The organism is Kitasatospora sp. NPDC047058, from assembly GCF_040643935.1.
Taxonomy (GTDB): Bacteria; Actinomycetota; Actinomycetes; order Streptomycetales; family Streptomycetaceae; genus Kitasatospora.
In genome coordinates this window covers 1-20007 of sequence record NZ_JBEYVJ010000126.1, presented here as the reverse complement: position 1 = coordinate 20007, position 20007 = coordinate 1, and the positions used below count along the sequence as shown (strand labels likewise).

The 20007-nt window shown below is 75.1% G+C and carries 7 protein-coding genes and 1 pseudogene; 2 read left to right on the top strand and 6 right to left on the bottom strand.

The window, feature by feature from the left end; all coding sequences use genetic code 11:
- Positions 1-92: 92 nt before the first annotated feature.
- The 5 genes from ABZ885_RS20100 to ABZ885_RS20080 all read right to left on the bottom strand — a co-directional run bounded on the left by ABZ885_RS20100 (position 93) and on the right by ABZ885_RS20080 (position 17343).
- Entirely contained in the window at positions 93-12197 is a 12105-nt protein-coding gene (locus ABZ885_RS20100) for an amino acid adenylation domain-containing protein (RefSeq protein WP_360190075.1), read from the bottom strand.
- 160 nt (positions 12198-12357) lie between these two features.
- A complete protein-coding gene (locus tag ABZ885_RS20095) occupies positions 12358-13851 on the bottom strand; it encodes an MFS transporter (protein ID WP_360190072.1) in 1494 nt (497 codons plus the stop codon).
- Between the two features lie 575 nt (positions 13852-14426).
- The gene (locus ABZ885_RS20090; protein ID WP_360190069.1) at positions 14427-15614 is read right to left on the bottom strand and encodes a hypothetical protein; all 1188 of its coding nucleotides are present in this window, start codon (positions 15612-15614) and stop codon (positions 14427-14429) included.
- Between the two features lie 80 nt (positions 15615-15694).
- Positions 15695-16060: a hypothetical protein gene (locus ABZ885_RS20085; protein WP_360190066.1), complete on the bottom strand. Its 366-nt coding sequence runs from the start codon at positions 16058-16060 to the stop codon at positions 15695-15697.
- Positions 16057-17343, bottom strand: a complete 1287-nt coding sequence (locus ABZ885_RS20080) for a hypothetical protein (protein ID WP_360190063.1) — start codon at positions 17341-17343, stop codon at positions 16057-16059. The genes ABZ885_RS20085 and ABZ885_RS20080 overlap by 4 nt, the downstream gene beginning before the upstream one ends.
- A 365-nt stretch (positions 17344-17708) precedes the next feature.
- On the opposite strand from ABZ885_RS20080, the gene ABZ885_RS20075 reads away from it, so the two are divergent.
- On the top strand, positions 17709-18209 hold the full coding sequence (locus ABZ885_RS20075; protein WP_360190060.1) for an SsgA family sporulation/cell division regulator: 501 nt from the start codon (positions 17709-17711) through the stop codon (positions 18207-18209).
- Here the strand turns inward: ABZ885_RS20075 and ABZ885_RS20070 are convergent.
- Complete coding sequence (locus tag ABZ885_RS20070; protein ID WP_360190057.1) at positions 18161-19663, bottom strand: GAF domain-containing protein; 1503 nt, start codon at positions 19661-19663, stop codon at positions 18161-18163. The genes ABZ885_RS20075 and ABZ885_RS20070 overlap by 49 nt on opposite strands.
- Before the next feature lie 251 nt (positions 19664-19914).
- Here ABZ885_RS20070 and ABZ885_RS20065 point away from each other — a divergent pair.
- Positions 19915-20007 (top strand): annotated as a pseudogene (locus tag ABZ885_RS20065) (ABC transporter ATP-binding protein); the annotation flags it as partial.

The following is a 20007-nucleotide window of genomic DNA, read 5'->3' as shown; positions in this document are numbered from 1 at the left end:
CTGCGTGCCCCCGGGGGGGGGGCGGGGCCCCGCCCGGGGGTGCGGGGGGGGGGCCGGGGGCCGCCCCGGCGTGCGGGGCGGCCCCACGGCCGTTACGCCTGGTCGGTCTCCGCCGCCTGCCCGGCCGCCGTGTCCGGGGCGGCCTGCGCGGTGATGCGGTCCACGTACTTCCGGACGAACCGCTCGTCCAGCGGCGGCGACGGGTACTGCTCGCCCCCGAAGACGTCGGCGCCCACGGGGAGGCCGGCGAGCATGGACTCCAGCCCCTCCTGGCTGAGACCGTCCAGCACCACCGCGATCCGGGCCAGCGGGCTCGTCGGGTGTGCGGCGGCGTAGGCCCGCGCCTGCTCCTGCCAGTCCTCGAACGGGACGACCTTCACGTCGCCGCAGGCGGCGCCGATCAGCTCGAAGAAGCCGCTGAACCCCTCCGCCCGGGAGTTGACGAAGTCGTAGTCCCGGCCGATGCGTGCCAGGTCGGCGGTCATCACCTGCGCGATCGTCCTGCCCAGGTAGTCGACGGGCAGCACACCCGCGAGGTCGGCGTCGAGCCCGGGGAAGCTCCCCATCTCGGTGCCGCCGACGATCAGGTTGTGCAGGAAGTCGCCGCGGTCGAGCCGGAAGTGGCCGCTCTCCGCCGAGGCGCTGACGAACGGCAGCCGGTACACCGACGCCCTGGCGCCGCGCCAGCGCGCGGCCGCGACCATCTGCTCCGCCATCCACTTGGAGGTGAGGTAGCCGTGGTCGACCTGGTCCTCCGCCACCTCGTACCCGAGGTACTTGGGCAGCGTGGCGAACGTGGAGACGAGGTGGACCGCCTTGCCGCGGCCCCGCGAGGCCAGCCGCAGCGCCTCGTGGGCGCCGACCACGTTGGGACCGAGGTAGTCCTCCAGCGGCCGGACCCAGTCCACCAGCGCACCGGCGTGGCAGACCGCGTCGACCTGGTCCGCCAGCCGGTCGAACGCCTCCTCGTCCAGGCCGAACAGCGGCAGGGCGAGGTCCCCCACGACCGGGTTGAGCAGCGGCGCGTACTCCTCCTTCCAGAGGCCGTAGGCCTCCAGCGCGCCGACGAGCCGCCGCAGGCCGTGGTCGGCGTCGTCCGCCCGCACGAGGCAGTAGGCGGCGACACCGGCGTCCAGCAGTTCACCCAGCAGGAACGCGCCGACGAAGCCGGTGGCACCGGTGACGAAGACCGACTCCGGGCTCGTCAACGGGCCGGCGGCGTTGTCGAAGCGCAGCTCCGGGTCGAGGTGGCCCCGGCGGACCGTCGCGAGGTCCGGGCCGAGCGGCCCGGTGCTCTCCAGCACGGCGGCCTCCGGTCCGGCGGCCGTCCCGGCGGGCGCGTCCAGCCCCGCCTCCTGCAGCTTCTCCAGCAGGAACTGGGCGAGCGCCTTGAGGTTCGGGTGGTCGAAGGCGATCTTGGCCGGCAGTGCGAGACCGGTCAGGTCGGCCAGCTGGTTGCGCATCAGGACCGCGGTCAGCGAGTCGATGCCGATGTCCTGGAGCGGGAGGTCGGCGTCCACCTTCTCCGGCGAGGCGAAGCCCAGCGTCTTCGCCACCTCCTCGCGCACGACGGACAGCACGACGGACGCGTGCTCCTCCGGCGCGGCCTCGCCCAGCAGCTTGCGCAGGTCCGTGCCGCTGCCGCGGCTGCGCCCGCCCGCGTTCCCGCTCAGCAGCGAGCGGAACAGCGGCGGCACGCCGCCGCGCTCCTCGTAGTAGCGCTCGACGCGGTTCAGGTCCAGCGCCGCCGCCATGGTCAGCGGCCTGCCGCCGGTCACGGCGAGTTCGAGCAGCTCCAGGCCCTCCTCCGGGGCGAGCCGGTCCAGGCCCAGCTGGGCGAAGCGGGCCCGGTCGACCTCGCTGAGCCCGGCCGCCATGCCCTCGCCCTCCCAGGGGCCGAAGGCCACCGAGGTGGCCGGGAGGCCCTTGGCGCGCCGCAGGTGGGCGAGCGTGTCCAGGAAGGCGCTGGCCGCCGCGTAGTTCCCCTGTCCCGGCGCTCCCATGACGCCGGCGATGGAGGAGAGCATCACGAAGAAGTCCAGCTCCAGGTCCTCGGTCAGCCGGTGCAGGTGCCAGGCGCCGTCCAGCTTCGGCCCGAAGACGCCGGTGAACCGTTCCGGCGTCAGGGCCGAGAGGGCGCCGTCGTCGAGGAGGCCGGAGGCGTGGACGACGCCGCGCAGCGGCCGGTCGCCGTCGAACAGGGCCATGACCGACTCCAGGCCTCCGAAGTCCGCGGAGTCGCACGCGACGACCGTGGCCGTGGCGCCCAGCGCGGCGAGTTCGTCCACCAGCGCCTGCGCGCCGGGGGCGTCCATGCCGCGGCGGGAGGTCAGCACCAGGTCGCGGACGCCGTGGGTGGCCGCCAGCCAGGTGGCCATGCGCCGGCCGAGGTCGCCGAGGCCACCGGTGACCAGCACCGCGCCGTCCGGCCGGACGAAGGGCCTGGTCTCGGCCCGGGTCAGCACCACCTTGCCCACGTGGCGCGCCTGGGCCATGAAGCGCAGGGCGTCCGACGCCTCGTTCAGCGGGAAGGTGCGCCGCCGCAGCGGGGTGAGGCTGCCGTCCGCGAACAGCGCGGCCAGCGAGACGAGCATCTCGTGGATGAGGTCGGGCCCGGCCTCGGGCAGGTTGTAGACCGTGTAGCTCACGCCCGGGTGGGTCTCGTCGACCGAGGCCTGCTCCCGCACGTCGATCTTGCCCATCTCCAGGAACCGCCCGCCGCGGCCCAGCATGCCGAGGCTGGCGTCGATGAACTCCGTGGCCAGGGAGTTCAGCACGACGTCGAAGCCCTTGCCGGCCGTGGTCGCGCCGAAGCGCTCGACGAAGCCCAGGTCACGGGAGGAGGCGATGTGGTCGTCGTCCAGGCCCATCTCCCGCAGGGCGTCCCACTTCGGCTCGCTGGCGGTGCCGAACACCTCGGCGCCGCACAGCCGGGCCAGCTGCACCGCCGCCATGCCCACGCCGCCGGCCGCGGCGTGGATCAGCACCCGCTCGCCCGGCTGGAGGCCGCCCAGTTCGTGCAGGCCGTACCAGGCGGTGAGGAAGGTCATCGGGATGGTCGCGGCCTCCTCGAAGTCCAGGCCCTCCGGGATCCGCACGACCCGGCGGGCGTCGATGACGACCTCCGACCCGAAGGAGCCGCGGGCCAGGCCCAGCACCGGATCGCCCGGCCGCAGGTCCTTGACCCCCGCGCCGACCTCCGTCACGACGCCGGCGAACTCCAGGCCGAAGGCCGGGATCTCCACCATCCCGAGGGCGTTGAGCACGTCCAGGAAGTTCACCCCGGCGGCCCGCACCTCGGCGCGGATCTCACCGGCGGCGAGCGCGCCGGGCGGGGTGACCCGCACCGCCAGCGGCTCGTCCAGCCGGCCCTTGGCGGCGATCTCCAGCTTCCACGTCCCCTCGGACGGGATCGCCGGGCCGTTCGCCGCGGCCACCCGCTGCAGCTGCGGCACGAGCACCTGGCCGTGCCGCAGGGCGCACTCCGGCTCGCCGGAGAGCATCAGCGCCGGGCCCAGCCCGTCCGTCTCCTGCTCGCCGAGGTCGATCAGCCGCAGGACCAGCTCGGGGTGCTCGTTGCGGGCGGTGCGCATCAGGCCCCACAGCGATCCCGCGCCGACGCCGGAGAGCCGGTCGTCGGCCGCCGTGCCCACCGCCTGGCGGGTGACCCAGACCAGCGGCACCGGGAACCCGCACTCGGCGGCGGCCTGGAGCTGGGCCAGCGCCTTGCCGGAGAAGTCGTGGGCCTGGGACACCGCGTCCGCGTCGGAGTCCCACAGGCAGAGCAGCCCGTCCAGGTCCTCGGCGTCGGCCAGGTCGTCGACCTCGATCACCTGGATGCCGGCCCGGGCCAGCCCGTTCTCCAGCTCCCGCGCCCACGCGACCTCGCCGGCCGGCGCGAGCAGCCCCCAGGAGCCGCCCAGTTCGACCTCCTCGGACTCCAGCGGCCGCCAGTCGACGTCGAACTGGAAGCGGTCCACACCGGCCGCGGCCAGCCGGCGCAGCACCGCCCGGTCGACCCGGCGCGCGTGCAGGCGGTGCAGCCGGCCGACGTTCTCACCCTCGCCGTTGTAGATGTCGAGCGAGGCCCAGAACTCGCCGTCGCCGAGCTCGAACTCGGCGACCCGGACCCAGATCTCCGCCAGGCCCTTCTGGCGCAGCGTCAGCCGCTCCGCCTCGTAGGGCACGAACAGGTCGTCGCCGGTCTTCTGCTGGAGCCGCTGGGTCAGCAGCAGCGAGTGCATGGCCGAGTCCAGCAGGGCCGGGTGCAGGCCGTAGCGGATGGCGGTCGGCGCCGAGTTCTCCGGCAGCGCGGCCCTGGCCCACACCTCCCCGCCGACGTGCCAGGCCTCCTTGATGCCCTGGAAGGTCGGTCCGTAGCCGTACCCGAGGTCGGCCAGGTCGCTGTAGAGGGCGGCCGCGTCGACGGGCTCGGCGCCCCGCGGCGGCAGGGCGACGGCCGGGCCGGCGTCGACGTGCCCGGCGACGACCACGCCCTCGGCGTGCAGCTGCCAGGCGTCGGAGCCGTCCTCCGAGGAGCTGAACACCTGGACCCGGCGTCCGCCGCCGGCGGCCGGGCTCACCGTGACCTGGGTGCGGACCGGGACGCCGGGGGCCAGCACCAGCGGGGACACGATGACCACGTCCGCGAGGTCCGACCCGCCGTCCACGCCGATCTCGCCCGCCGCGCGCATGGCCTCGAAGAACGCCGTCCCGGGCATCAGCACGGCGTCCATGACCCGGTGCTCCTGCACCCAGGCCGGCTCGTCGGTGGTCACCACGGTGGTGAACACCGACAGCTCGGTCCCGGCCACGGTCACGCCGCCGCCCAGCAGCACGTGGTTGGTGTCCTCCAGGCCGGCGCCGATCGCCCGCGAGGGCGGCGGCTCGAACCAGTAGCGCTCTCGCTGGAAGGCGTACGTCGGCAGCGGCACCCGCTGGCCGCCGAACGGCTCGAAGTAGCCCTGCCAGTCGACCGGCACCTCCCGCGTGTGCAGCTCGGCGAGGCTGCGCTGGAGGACCGAGGGGCCGTCCTGGGACCGGGTGAGCGAGGGCACCCAGGCCACGGACCGCTCCTCGGCCAGGCACGCCGCGCCCATGCCGGAGAGCACCGGCTGCGGTCCGAGCTCCAGGAAGGTGTTCGCGCCCTGCTGGTGCAGAACCCGCATGCCGTCGCTGAAGCGGACGGCCCGGCGCACCTGGCGCACCCAGTAGTCGGGCTGCTCCAGCTCGCCCGGCCGGGCCGCCTCACCGGTCAGGCCGCTGACGACGGCGATCCGCGGCGGGCCGAAGCGGACGGTCTCGGCCACGGCGCGGTACTCCGCGAGCATGGCGTCCATGTGGTGCGAGTGGAACGCGTGCGAGACGGTCAGTGCCTTGGTCTTGCGGTCCTGCGCGCGGAAGTGCGCCGCGACGGCCCCGACCGCTTCGGCGTTCCCGGACACCACGGTCTGCGTCGGCGTGTTGAGACCGGCGATGTCGACCTCGCCGGTCAGGCCCAGCGCCTCGATCGCCGCCCGGGCCTCGGCGCCGTCGGCCTCCAGCGAGACCATGGCGGCCTCGCGGGCCGGAAGGGCCTGCATCAGCCGGCCGCGCGCCGCCACCAGCCGGCACGCGTCGGCGAGGTCGAACACGCCGGCCACGTGGGCGGCCGCGAGTTCGCCGATGCTGTGGCCGAGCAGGACGTCCGGCTGCACGCCCCAGCTGCGCCACAGCCGCCACAGCGCCACTTCCAGGGCGAACAGCGCGGGCTGGGTGAAGTCGGTGCGGTCGAGCAGCGCCGCGTCCGCGCTGTCCGGCTCCGCCCACATGACCTGGAGCAGCGGCTTCTCCAGCCCGGTGAAGTGGGCCGCGATCTCCTCCAGGGCCTCCCGGAAGACCGGGTGGACGTCGGCGACGTCCCGGCCCATGCCCGGGAGCTGGCTGCCCTGGCCCGTGAAGAGCACGGCCAGCCGGGCCTCCTCGGGGTGGTCGCCGCTGCGCACCGCACCGGCCGGCGACTCGCCCGTGCGGGCGAAGGAGCCGAGCCTGTCGAGCAGTTCGGCCTTGTCCTTGGCCATCAGCACCAGCCGCTTGCGGAACTGGCTGCGGGTGGTGGCCAGCGAGTAGGCGATGTCGCCGAGGCGGTCCTGGATGTTCATGCCCAGGTGCAGGTGCAGGTTCGCGGCCTGCTCGCGCAGGGCGGCCTCGGTGAAGGCGGCCAGCGGGAAGGGCAGCGCGGCGGGCGCGGGCGCCGGGGCCTTCTCCTCGACGACCCGCTGCGGCGCCTCCTCGACGATGACGTGGGCGTTGGTGCCGCCGATGCCGAAGGAGCTGATGCCGGCCCGGCGGGGCCTGGCCTTCGGCAGCCACGGGCGCGACTCCCGGACCAGTGCCATGCCGACGTCGTCCCAGTCCACCGCGGGGGTGGGCTCCGACACGTGCAGCGTCTGCGGCAGCAGGTCGTGCTGCATGGCCAGGACGGCCTTGAACACCCCCGCGAGCCCGGCCGCCGCCTGGGTGTGCCCCAGGTTCGACTTGGCCGATCCGACCCAGAGGGGCTCGCCGTCCGCGTGGCTGCCGCCGAAGACCTCGGCGAGCGCCGTCGCCTCGATCGGGTCGCCGAGCTTCGTGCCGGTGCCGTGCGCCTCCAGGTAGTCGATGTCGCCCGGCTTCAGGCCTGACGCCGCGAGGGCCTGGCCGATCACCCGTTGCTGGGCGGGGCCGCTCGGGGTGGTCAGGCTGGCGGCGTGCCCGTCGTGGTTGACGGCGGTGCCGCGCACCACGGCCAGGATGGTGTCGCCGTCCCGCTGCGCGTCGGACAGGCGCTTGAGGATCACCGCGGCGCTGCCCTCGCTCCAGCCGGTGCCGTCGGTGTCGGCGGAGAAGGACCGGCAGCGTCCGTCCGGCGACATCCCGCGCAGGCGGCTGAACTCCACGTGCAGTTCGGGCGAGAGCATCAGGCTCACGCCGGCCGACACGGCCAGGTCGCACTCGCCGGCGCGCAGCGCGTTGCAGGCCAGGTGCGTGGTGACCAGGGAGGAGGAGCACGCGGTGTCCACGGTCATCGTCGGGCCTTCGAGGCCGAACACGTAGGACACCCGGCCGGACATGGTGCCGCCGGCCGATCCCGGGCCGACGTAGCCGTCCAGGTCGGCGAGGCCGCCGCTGACGGTGACGCCGTACTCGTGGTACGCCGAGCTCTTGCCGACGCCGATGAACGCGCCGGTCTGGCTGCCGCGGAGCCGCTCGGCGGTGTAGCCCGCGCGCTCGAACGCCTCCCAGGAGGTCTCCAGCACCATGCGCTGGAGCGGGTCCAGTGCGCGTGCCTCACGCGGCGAGACGCCGAAGAAGCCCGCGTCGAACAGGTCGACGGGGGTGACGAAGCCGCCGTAGCGGCAGTACGAGGCGCCGCGCGTCTCCGGGTCGGGGTCGTAGAGCGCGTCGGCGTCCCAGCGCTCCTTGGGGACCTCGACGATGCCGTCGCCTCCGCGCTCCAGCAGGTCCCAGTACTCCTCGGGGGTGGTCACGCCGCCGGGCAGCCGGCAGGCCATGCCGATGATGGCGATGTCCTCGTCGTCGGCCCTGCGGCGCGCGGCCGTGATCTCCGGTGCGGCCTTCCTCCCCCCGGCCAGGTACGCCGCCATGGTCTTGATGGTGTAGTGCTCGAACAGCTTGGCCGAGGCCACCGGCCGTCCCAGCAGCTTCTCCAGCTCCGTCTGGAGGCGGACCACGCGCAGCGAGTTGCCGCCGATCTCGAAGAAGTTCTGGTTGACCCCGATGCGGTCGTGGCCGAGGACCTCCGTCCAGACGGCGAGGATGTCCCGCTCCAGCTGGTCGGCCGGCTTGGCGGTGGCCTCGATGCCCTCGACCGGGTCCGGCAGGGCCCTGGTGTCGATCTTGCCGTTGGGGGTCCGCGGGAACTCGTCCAGTTCGACGAAGAACGCCGGGACCATGTAGGCGGGCAGGCGCTCCGCCAGCCAGGGACGCAGCACCTGGCCGAGCGCCGCCCTGGCCGGCCGGCCGGCGGCGGGCGTGTTGGCGTGGCGGGCCGGCTCGCTGCGGTCGTCGGCCGCCCCGGCCGCCCCGGCCGGCCGGAGGCCGAGGTCCGGGGTCACGCCGGCGCGCCAGAACACCGCGTCCAGGCTCCACTTGCCGCCGGAGCGGCTGGGCAGCAGAGCGGACTCCCAGCCGGCCGCGTCGGCGGCGGCGGTGAGCTCCTGCGGGTCGACCCAGGACGCGGGCGCCTGGGACGTCTCGCCGAGGGCCTCGGCCACCCGGCCGAACACGTCGCCCAGCCGGCCGTTGGGAACGGCGTTCAGGCGCAGCGCCCCGCCCTCGGCCGCCTCCAGCCATGCGCGCACCGCGGCGAGGTCGAGCCCGTCCTCCTGCCAGTGCCGCTGGTCGGCGGTCTCCTGGACGGCGGCGTCCTGCCCGATGTGCAGCGTCACGTCGTAGCGGTAGCGGGTCATCTCGTTGACGTAGCGGCCGTCGCGCAGGGCCACGTCGACGCGGGTGATCTGCGGGAACAGCCGCGGCAGGTCGGCGAAGAACTCCGGGGAGAGCACCAGTTCGCGCTCCGCCCGCACGGCCTGCTCGGCCCGGCGCGCGAGTTCCCCGGCCGGGACCGCGCCGTTGCCGCGGAAGTGCAGCACGTCGGCGTGGAAGACCTTCAGCAGGCCCAGGTCGCGCAGGTCCCCGAGGAACACGCGTCCGGTGCCGACCGCCCGCACCGCCCAGTCCAGCACCGAGGTCAGGTAGTCGGCCGAAGGGAAGTACTGCGCGACCGAGTTGACGATGACGGTGTCGAGCGAGCCCTCGGCCACCTCGGGGAGCTCGTGGGCCGGGAGGCACTCGCAGCTGGCCTGCGGAAGGGACGCGAGCCGGCCGCGCAGCAGCTCCACGGCGCGGGGTGAGGCGTCCACCGCGCGGTAGCCGGTGGAGTGCGGCGCGACGGCGAAGAGCATCAGGCCGCTGCCGGACCCGATCTCGAAGACGTTCCCCGGCGGCTGCGCCAGGATGCGCTGGACCGAGCCGCTCTGCCAGTCACGCATCTCGGGGCCGGAGAAGGGCAGGCCGTCGTAGCTGTTGCTCCAGCCGGCCAGGTTGAACGTGGCGTCCTGGACGGCGGTTTCGGCCTCGTAGGCGCGGTCCCAGGCACCCGCCCACTCGGCGAGGGCGGAGCTGCCGGCGCCGGCGTCCGCCTCCGGGCCGTCCGCGGGCTCCGCGTCGCGCACGCAGTAGGCGACCAGCTGCCCGTCGCGGCCGGCCACCACGGCCTGCGCGACGTCGTCGTGGGCGAGGACGGCCGCCTCGATGTCGCCGAGCTCGATGCGGTAGCCGCGCAGCTTGACCTGGTCGTCGTTGCGTCCGAGCACGCTCAGGGCGCCGGGGCCGCCGAAGCGGGCGAGGTCGCCGGTGCGGAAGAGCATGCCGGGGTGGAACGGGTTCGCCACGAAGCGTGACCGGGTCTGCTCGTCGTCGCCGTGGTAGCCGCGCGCGACACCGGCGCCGCCGATGCACAGCTCGCCGGGGAAGCCGGCCGGCACCGGTGAGAGGTCCTCGTCGAGCACGTAGAGCCGGGTGTTGGCGATCGGGGCGCCGATGACGACGTCGCCGTCCGCGCGGACCTTCCAGGCGCTCGACCAGACCGTGGTCTCGGTCGGGCCGTACAGGTTCCAGACCTCACCGCCGCAGTCGAGCAGGCGGTCCGCGAGCCGGCGCGTCAGCGTCTCGCCGCCACAGAGGATCTTCGCCGGCCCGGGTTCGCCGCTCCAGCCCGAGTCCAGCAGCAGCTGCCAGATGGCGGGCGTGCCCTGCATCATGGTGATCCGGTGGCGCCGCATCAGCCCGAGCAGCGCGTCGACGTCGGCCGCCTCGTGGGCCTGGGCGATGACCGTCCGCGCGCCGCACAGCAGCGGCAGGAACAGTTCGAGCACCGCGATGTCGAAGGAGACGGTGGTCACCGCCAGCAGGCGGTCGTCCTGCGTGCAGCCGGGCTCGCGCAGCATCGACGCGAGGAAGTTGCCCAGCGCGCCGTGGCCGACCTCGACGCCCTTGGGCCTGCCGGTCGAGCCCGAGGTGTAGATGACGTACGCGAGATCACCGGCGTCGACCTCGATGCCGGGGTTCGCCGCCTCGGCGCCGCCGGCCGTCGCCTCGTCGACGCCCAGACAGAGCCCGGGCCAGGCGGAGAGGTTCGCCGGGGGCGCCGGCGGGGTGAGCACCAGCTTCGGAGCGGCGCTCTCGATCACCAGACGGATGCGCTCGGCGGGGAAGGCGGGGTCGATCGGCACGTAGGCCGCTCCGGTCTTCATCACCGCGAGCAGCGCGACCACCAGGTCGGCCGACCGGTCCAGGGCCACGCCGACCAGGTCGCCGCGCCGGACACCCCGGTCGAGCAGCGTCCGGGCGAGGCGGTTGGCGCGTCCGTTCAGGTCGGCGTAGGTCAGCTGCTCCTCGCCGCACACCAGGGCGGTCCGGCCCGCGTGGGCGGCGGCGGCCTGCTCGAACAGCTCGTGCAGGCGCTGCCCCGTCAGGGCGTCGTCGTCGGTGGTGTTGAAGTCCTCGACCAGTGCCCGGCGTTCGTCGGCGGACACCGCCTCGGCGGACGCCAGGGTCCCGCTCGCGGCGGCGGGCAGCCGGGCGCACCAGTCGCCGAACTGCACGGCCAGGCGCTCGACGTCGGCCCGGGCCAGGCGGGCCGGGTCGAAGCGGAACTCGACCGTCTCGGCGTCCTCACGGAGGGCCAGCTCCAGGAGGGGGCGCTCGCCGGCGGGGGTGAACGGCGCACCCGCCCAGGAGACCAGCACGTCGGGCGTCAGCGCGCCGCTGCTCCACAGCTCCTGGAGCTGCTCGTCGCGCCCGATCGCGTCGCGGCGCAGCCAGGCCCGCTGCCCGACGGCCGCGAACTCCTCGCCGACGGCCCGCAGGTTCGACTCGACCGACGCGTCCGCGTCGAGGTCCGCCTTCAGCGGCAGCCAGGCGGAGAAGACGTCGCGGAACTCGGCGGCGACGCCGTCACGGGGGGCGGGCACCGCGATCAGGACGTTCCGCTTCCCGGTCGCCCGGGCCGTGAACGTGCACCAGGCGCCGGCCAGCCGGGCTGCGGCGGCCGACTGCTTCCGGCCGCCGCCCGCCGGGCCGAGGCGCGTGGTGACCGGTGCACCGTCCGCTGCGGCGCCGGCCCCGGGCGGGCTGTAGGGGAGGCGGCAGGGCTCCCCGTCGATCAGCCGCCGGCGCCAGTACGCGGCGGACTCGGACGCGGCGGTGCCCGCCTCGGTGAGCCCGCTCCCCTCCCCGGGAGCGGGAAGCATCGTGCCGGGCCGCGCCCCGTCGCCGGCCGCGAGGTCGCCGAGGGCGACCGGCTCGCCTTCGAGGGTCGTCAGGCGGATCAGGTGGATGCTGCCGGACCGCGTGGCCACGCGCAGGCCGTCGGTCCCGTCGCCGGCGATCACCTCGCCCGGGCGGGCGCCGTCGGCCGCGGCGCCGCTGCGTGCTGCGCGGACGGCGAGCACCCGGCCACCGACGACCGCCTTGGGCCACACCAGAGGACTGCCGAACGGGCCGTGGTCCGTGGCACGGACCATCGCGACGATGTCGTCGCTGTCGCGGTCCCAGTCGATGACGCCTTCGGCGGCGAACTGGCTGTGCCGGGAGAAGTAGCGGCGCGCCGCGAGGTCCTGGGGTGTGGCGGTCTCGCGGCCCCCGGCGATCTCGTCGATCAGCTCGGCCAGGCCGGCGACGGCGGCTTCGTCGCACTTCAGGCCCAGCGACAGCGCGGTCTCGTCCGGCCGGACCGGCACCGGTACGCGCTTGAGCACGTCGCCGCCGTCGATCAGCTCGCCGATGCGGTGCCAGCTGACCGCGTAGTCGGCCGCGCGCTCGGCGACGGCCCAGGAGGGCGCGTGCAGGCCCGCGTACTCCGGCAGCGGACCGTAGTGGTAGTTGACGCTCATGCGGCCGGCGCAGGCCAGCAACGCGTCCGGCACCAGGGCGTAGTTGCCGATGCTGAGCAGCACGTCACAGGCCAACTGCGGTGCCGCCGCGGCGGCGTCGGCCTGGCGGTGGTGGGGGATGCCCGACTTGACGGCCCAGGCGCGTGCGGTGGCGTCGTCGGTCACCACCGCTCTGATCCGGTGCCCTCGCGCCAGGATGATCTCACCGCATCGGGTGAGCACGCTTCCGCCGCCCACCAGCAGACAATTGATCGTGGTCATCTTTCCCCCCAGGGAGATTCCGTGGATCGTCCAAATACCGTCAGGCGGAGAATCAACTGCTGTCGGCGGCACGCGCGGCCGGAACGGTCCCCGAACGGACCTGAGCAGCCCTGATCAGCCCTGGGCGGCCCTACGCGGACCGCCCGGCCGGACGGAGCGGCTACGCCTCGCGTGCCGGTGCCGGGTCGGCGCCCGTAGCCGGCCGGATCACCTTCGCCAAGGTGGCGACCAGAACGGCGCAGCAGACGTTCACGACCAGCACGGCGTCAAACGCGTGATGAAAGTTCGACATGCTTCCGGGTGCGGCACCGGAGGCGAGGATGGTGGCGAAGCCGGCCACCCCGACGGCGCCGCCGACCTGGCGGGCGGACAGCATCATCCCCAGGCCGCCCGCGAACTTGAGCGGAGGCACCACCCCGGCGGCCAGGGTGGACAGGCAGGTCAGCGCGAGCCCCAGGCCGCCCCCGCCGAGGATGGAGGCGGGCAGCCACGCGCCGACGAAGTTGGGCTTGGCTCCGAACAGGCTGGACGCCCAGATCGCGTTGCTGCCCGCGAAGAGCAGGGAGCCCAGCACCGCGACCTTGACCCGTGCCGTCGGTTTCACGAGCCGTCCGGCCGTGAGCGCACCGGCCATGGAGGCCACCCCGCCGACGCAGAGCGCGCCCGCGGTGGTCAGGACGGACCAGTGCCAGATGCTCGCGGCGAACAGCGGCGCGCCCAGCATCCACGCGAACATCGTCGCGCTGAGCAGGCCGAGTCCGACATTGGCGATCGCGAAGGTGCGGCTGCCCCACAGCGCGAGGTCGATCGCCGGGGACCGGTGCGACCGCGAGCGCACCACGGCGACCAGGGTCAGCGCGAGCCCGACCAGGCCCAGTGCGAGCGTGCGGGGATCGTGCCACCCCCAGGAGTCCGCCTCGGTGAGCGCACTGACGACACCGGCGATGCCCGCGGTGAGCAGAACGCTGCCGAGCGGGTCCGGCAGGGGTGCCCCGGAGCCGCGCTGCTGCCTGGGCAGCACCGCCACACCGCCGAGCAGCAGGAGCAGGCCGATGGGCAGGTTGATCAGGAACACCCACCGCCAGTCGAAGGCCTCCAGCAGCACGCCGCCGACCGCGGGGCCGATCACCGCCGAGAAGCCCGAAGCCGTGGTCCACACCGAGATCGCGTGTCCGATGCGTTCCCGCGGGGTCGTGGAGAGGATCAGCCCGAGGGCGGACGGCACCATCCCCCCGGACGCCGCGCCCTGGACGAAGCGCGCGGCGATCAGCCATCCGATGGACGGAGCCAGTCCGCAACCGAGCGAGGCGAGGATGAACAACCCGACCGACCAGAGGAAGACGGTGCGCCGGCCGATGCTGTCCGCAACGCGGCCCCCCGTCGCCAGCAGGGCGGCGAACGTGACCGCGTAGCCGCTGACCGTCCACGTCATGGTGTTGATCGACGTGTTGGCGAAGTCGGCGGAGATCTCGGGGAAGGCGATGTTGACCACGGAGAAGTCAAGGAACGCCATAAAGGTGACGCCGGTGCACACCGCCATGACGCGGTTCGGATCGATGGCAGCGGCGGCCTTTGGGTTCTGCGCAGCGTGGACACTCGACACAGTCATCCCCCGAGAGATTTTGTCCGGCGCGCGGGAGCGCGGCAGGGCCACGGGCAGTCTCGAACACGGTCTGCGCCATGTCAATGTTTGGATCTCCAATGAGAGTTGACGTGGCACCAGACGGCTGCTCGCGTGCCGCGACCGCGTCGGCGGGGCGGCGCGGGAGGCCGGCACCGCCCCCCGGGAGACGCTTGCGCAGGTCAGGCCGGGCGCGCCGGGGCCGGGGGCGCGGCCGGGGGTGCAAACCGCTGAATCCCGGTTCAGCGCAAGGAATTCGGCCAGCGGCCGGTCCCGGTTGGCGCGGAACCGTTCCCGAACGATCGCCCGACGCGGCAACCCGCCGATCCGTCCGGGCCCGAACCTCCTGTGGCGGCCCTCGTCGCCGACGACTCTGCGCGTGTGGCATTCTCTGGGTTACGGACTGACGCCGGGTCAGAATAGTGTTGCCCGAATCGACGAGGCGTTTCCCGTCGACAGGACGAGCGGATCGAACGGGGCCCGGCGTCCGGGCGCGGCGGGGCCGGTCCCGCAGGCACCGTCCGGCTGCGCGGCGCCCCGCCGGACATGCCGGGGCCCGACCCGTCCTTCGCAGGACGAGCCGGGCCCGGGCTCAGGAGCAGAGGCGCTCAGGAGCAGTGGTACGGGAAGGTGGTGGCTGCCGTGCGGGTGGCCGGGGAGAGGATCTCCAGGGTGGCGGTGGCCTGGACGTCGCCGTGGCCCTCGAAGCTCCAGCGCAGCACCAGATCGGTGTGGTGGGCGCCGGAGCGGACGTCCTGGACGATCTCGTCCGAGGTGGTGCCGTCGCTGCGCAGCCAGCGGTAACGGATGGTGCCGGCGCCGCCGTTGGTCTCCACCGCGGCCGTGACCACCGCCGTGCCGCCGCAGGCCGGGCCCGCCGGGTCGGTGGTGACGCCGACACCGGTGACCGCCAGGGCGGGCGTGGCGAAGCGCCAGTACAGGAAGGCCAGGACGGCCAGCAGGACCGCCGCGCCCACCAGCCAGCGCCCCACCCGGCGGGGGCGGCGCGGCTGCTGCGCACCGGGGACGGCGGCGCCGTGCCAGACCGCGGCGGCCTGCGGCGGGACGCCGGGGCCGAACCGCCGCAACTCGCCCGGGGCGAGCGGGGGTTCGGCCTGCGGGGCCTCGGCGGCCGGCGACGGGCCGGGGGGCGGGGTGGCACCGGGATCCGCCGGGGCGGGCGTGTCCGCCGAAGTGGGCCCGTCCGCGGGGACGGGCAGCGGCGGGGCGGGCGCCGCGGCGCTGCCGTGCGCCGGGGTGTCGGCGCGCGTGACGGTCTCCCCGGCCGGGGTGGCGTCGATCCGGGTGACGGTCTCCCCTACCGGGGTGGTGTCGAGGTGCGTGACGGTCTCCCCCGTCACCGGGGCGGCGCCGCCCCAGGCCCGGGGGTCGAGGAAGGTCGCACCGACGTCCTCGCCGTCGTGGAGCCGGACGGTGGCCTCGGCGTCGGGGCCGGCGGGGGCCGGCGCCGCGGCACCGGGGGCAGCCGCGCCCAGCCGCACCGTCTCCTCGACACCCCCGGGAGCCGCCGCACCCAACCGCACCGTCTCCTCGACGGCCGCAGGGGCAGCACCGAGCCGGACCGTCTCCTCAACGCCCCCAGGGGCCGCCGCACCCAACCGCACCGTCTCCTCGACGGCCGCAGGGGCAGCACCGAGCCGGACCGTCTCCTCGACACCCCCGGGAGCCGCCGCACCCAACCGCACGGTCTCCTCGACACCCCCGGGGCCCGCGCCGAGTCGGACGGTCTGGTCTGCGCCCGGTGCCGGGGCGGAGTCGGGACGGGGGGTGGGCATGGCTTCTCCAGGTCAGGGGACGTGGCGGGAGGGGGACGGGTGCGGGCCGCCGGGCGGGCCCGGGCGGGCAGCGCCGGGGCTCAGCGGGGCGGGTCGCAGAGGAAGGCGGCCGTCTCGGCCGAGGTCTTGCCGGGCTTCGCCGCCGCGGGGGTGGTGCTGATGCGCACGCCCCAGGTCGGGAAGGTGTCGGCCGAGCCGAAGTCGTGCGCCCGGGTGACGGTCGCGCGGCCGTCATGGATCTGCACGGTGTCGGTCGCGACGGTGACGGCCCGTCCGCCCGAGCTGTGGTACCAGCTCAGCGTCAGCGTCCCGGTGGCGGCGCCCTGGGCGACCACGGTGACCGTCGCGCTCAGACTCCACCGGCCGCTGCAGGTCAGCGAGTCCAGGTTCACCGTGCTGACGGCGATGGTGGCGGGGGCGACGGTCGGGGTCGGGGCGGCGGTCACGGCGGGCACGGTGCCGGTGGTGGGGGGCACCGACGGCGGGGCGGCGACGGTGGGGGTGGTGCCTCCGGGCGGCGCCGGCGGGAGGCCGGTGGACGGGGCGCCGCCGGCGGGCGGGGTCGTGCCCTTGGCGGTGGGCGTCTTGCCGCCGCGAAGGTGTACCGGCCGGGCCGGACGTCCGTGCCGTCCGGGGTGGTGAACCGGTAGACCAGGGTGCCGCGTTCCTGGTGGGCGGTGATCACGATGCCGGCCAGGTCGGTCCAGGCGGTGCCGGTGCCGGGGGCCAGCGCGCCGGGGGCGAGGCGGAACTCGGCCTGGAGTGCGGTGACCGGCTCGGCGACGGTGAGGGTGAGCACGTGGCGGGTGCCGTCGCGGCCGAGCGGCTGCACGACGGCGGCACCGGAGAGCGCGTGGTCGGCGGCCTCGTCGCCGGCCGGGTCCCCGGCACCGGTGTCGGTGCCGGCCGGCCGCTTGCCCTGGGTGCTGCCCTGGCCGGTGCCCACGTCGGCCTGCCCGGTGCCCTGGTCCGGGAGCCCGTCCTTGTCCCCGCCGGTGGTGAGGACGTCGGGCGGCGGCGGGGAGCCGGGCCCGGTCGGGACGAACGGCTGGGGGCCGTTCGGCCGGTGGCCGGCGGGCGGCTCGCTGCCGGCCGGGGCGCCGGTACCGGTCGGTGCGGTACCGGCCGGCGGGGTGGTGGTGGCGGTGGTGGCCGGTGCGGTGGTGGGGGCCGGCGTCACGGCCTCGTGCCCGCCGCGGGGCGGGCCGAGCGGCTCGGTGGCCGGGGCGGACGGGGCGTCGGCGGCGGGGGAGGGCGCGGAGCCGGTGGTCCCGGGGTCGCCGGTCCCGGGGCCGCGGTGGTCCCCGGTGCGCGGCGCGGGCCCGTCGGCGGCCGGCGGGTGCGGGGCGTCGGCGGAGGGCGAGGCGGTCGCGGTGGGACGGCTGCCGGAGCGGCCGGCCGGCGGCGGGGCGGCCGGGCCCGGCGAGGCGTCGGCGGCGGCGTCGGTCCGGTCGGTGAGGCCCGGGTCGGCCGGCGGCGTGGTGCCGACGCGGGCCACCCCGGCGCGGCGTCCGACGCCCTGCTGCTCGTTGAGCAGGAGGGTGGTGGCGATGCTGATGCCGACCACGGTGGACATCGCCATGGCGGCGCCGGAGAACTTCAGGGTCGGCAGCCGGAGCCGGCCGCCGAAGGGCCTGGGGCGGCCGTGCCGGCCGTGACGCTCGGCCGGCCGGTACTGGCGGTCGCGCTCGTGGCGCAGGTCTTGCTCGGTGTCCTCGCGCAGAGTCACCGGACCCCTCCCTCCCCGAAGTCGCCGTTGCGGTCGCAGCATTCTTCCACGCGCCGTCGGCGGGCCCGAACCGCCGTCAAGGGCGGACTGCCGTCCGGGGCCTGTCCGGTGGAGCCGCTCGGGCCCGCGCCGGCAGGGGGACGAGCGTACCAGCGGGGGCCGGGCGGTCGGCCAGCCCTCGGACGGAATCAATCCATTCCGTGGACAACCGTTCGACGAACGGAAGTTGACGCTCCGTCTGACAATGGGAAGTAAGGCCCCCGGCGGGCGCGCGGGGATTATTGCAACCTCCTTGCAACCCTTGCCGGTCCGGTCGGCGGTGGCGCAGTCTGGATGGCATCCCACGCCGTCCCGGAGAGATCGTCATGCCGCCCGACCCGCTGTCCGCACCCTCCAGTGCCCCTCTCGCCGCCACCCCCACGGGCGGCGATGAGGCAGGCTCCACCGCCGCTCCGGCGGCGGTGGAGGAGGTGCTGATGCTGCGGATCTCGCTGGGTGAGGAAGTGGTCGGCGAGGTGCGGACGCGGTTCCGGTTCGACGCCGCCCGCCCGTACGAGGTGCTGCTGACGTTCCACCTCGGCCGGCCGGACGAGGCCGACTGGGTGTTCTCGCGTGATCTGCTGCGCGACGGCCTGCGCTCGCTGAGCGGCCAGGGCGACGTCAAGTTGTGGCCGGCGTACTGCCCCTGCCACGGCTCGACGTTGCACCTGGCGCTCGAATCGCCCCACGGCAGTGCGCTGTTGGAGGTTTCCAAGCCCCGGGTCCAGGCCTGGCTGGACCGGACGTACCGGCTCGTGTCGGAGGAGGCCGAGCTGGCCTACGGCCCGACCGACGCCCAGCTGTCCGCGCTGCTGGCCGAGGGCTGACGCAGCCCCGGCGGGGGCACGGCGGCGTCCCCGGGAGTGCGCGGCGCCGGCACCGGCGGTGCTCCCGGCAACCGGACCGTCCCGGCCGCCAGGCCCGCCCGCAGCCGGCGGATGGCAGGGGCCGTGGAGACCGGCAGCAGGTTGTACGGGTCGTCCGGGCCGAGGACGGTGACCAGCACCGATTCGGCGAAGCGGTACGGCCGGTGGGCCAGCAGGCCGCCGAGGTAGCGGCGTAGCCGGGACAGCTCGGCGCGCACCGTGACCGTGCGGCCCGGGTCGCCGAACAGGGCGTCGGCGAGCCGGGCCGCACTGTGGCCGTCGCGTTCGACCGCGAGCAGCAGCAGCAGTTCGGCGTGGCGCGGGCTGAGTGCGTGCGACCAGCTGCCGGCCGCGCCGTGCACCGAGAGTTCGGACCGGTCGGGGCGACGCAGGTCCAGCCGGAGCCGGGCGCCCTCGGCCTGTTCGGCGGTGACGGTGCCGCCCTCCGTCGTCCCGTCGTCCTCCGTCGGGCGGACCGGGCGGATCAGCCAGCCGTCGGCGAGCGGTTCGATCGCGCACTCGCCGAGGCCGGCCAGCCAGTGCACCGCGGCGGAGCTCCAGCCCCCGGTGGGGAGCCGGAGCCGGGCGGGGGTCGGCAGGCCGGCCGCGGCGGCGGTCCAGCCCTCGGCGTCGACCACCACGGCCGGGCCGTTCACCCGGGCCAGCAGCGGGGCGGCGAGGGTGCGCAGCTGGTGCAGCGACTCCAGGCGGCGGGCGCGCAGCTCGGTCTCGGCGAGGCGGGCGGCGGTGGCGGTGAGCTGCAGCAGGTAGGGCTGGACGGTGTGGGCCGGTCCGCTGAGGTTGATGACGCCGGTGATCCGGCCGGTGCCGGGGTCGCGCACGGGTGCGGCGACGCAGGTCCAGGCGTGGTGACTGCGCAGGTAGTGCTCGGCGGAGTGGACGTGCATCGGGCGCTGGGCACGCAGCGCGGCGGCGATGCCGTTGGTGCCGACGCTCTCCTCGATCCAGCGGGCGCCGGTGAGGAAGCCGATCCGGTCGGCGCTGCGGCGCAGGGCGCGTTCGCCCTCCTGCCAGAGGACGTGGCCCTCGGCGTCGGCGATGGCGAGGATCAGCGGGGTCTGGCCGACCGGTGCGAGCAGGGTGTCGCGCAGGACGGGCAGGACCACGTCGAGGCCGCAGGCCCGGCGGCGGTGTTCGACCTCGGCGGGGCCGAGGTGGACGGCGACGGCGCCGGCGTCCGGGTCGAGGCCGAGGCGGCGCAGGCGGGCCCAGGAGTCGCCGATCTCGGGGCGGGGCTGGCGGCCGGGCGGGGCGTCGTCGGCCGGCACGGCCGCCCGGGCGAGGTCGCGGACGGCGGCTTCGGCGAGGGTGCGGTCGTGGACCCTGGCCAGCTCCGCCGCGGTCTGCGGGGTTCGGCGTTCGGGCCGTCGGGTCTGCCGTCCGGTCTGCCGCACTCGGGTTGCTCCTCGCCGCCGATCGAGGGCGCGTCGGGGCCGGCGCGCTGACGAAAGCGTACGGGGGCGACCCGTTCCTGGGGACGGGGTCTGCCAAGTCGGCAGGGTGACCAATATGACAATGAACATGCCAATCAGCTATGGCAGGGCCTTGTAGGGCATGTAAGCCGGACGCGCCCCGGCGCCGCCCCGGCGCCGCGCCGGCCGTTGCCCGGAAGGGCACGGTCCGGCTGCCCTCCGGGGCAGGCCCCAACGGGCTGGACCCGGCCGGCCGGGACGACATGCTGGCGCTGATCCGCCGGGTGTACACCGACTTCGGCATCTCGGTCCTGGTCACCACCCAC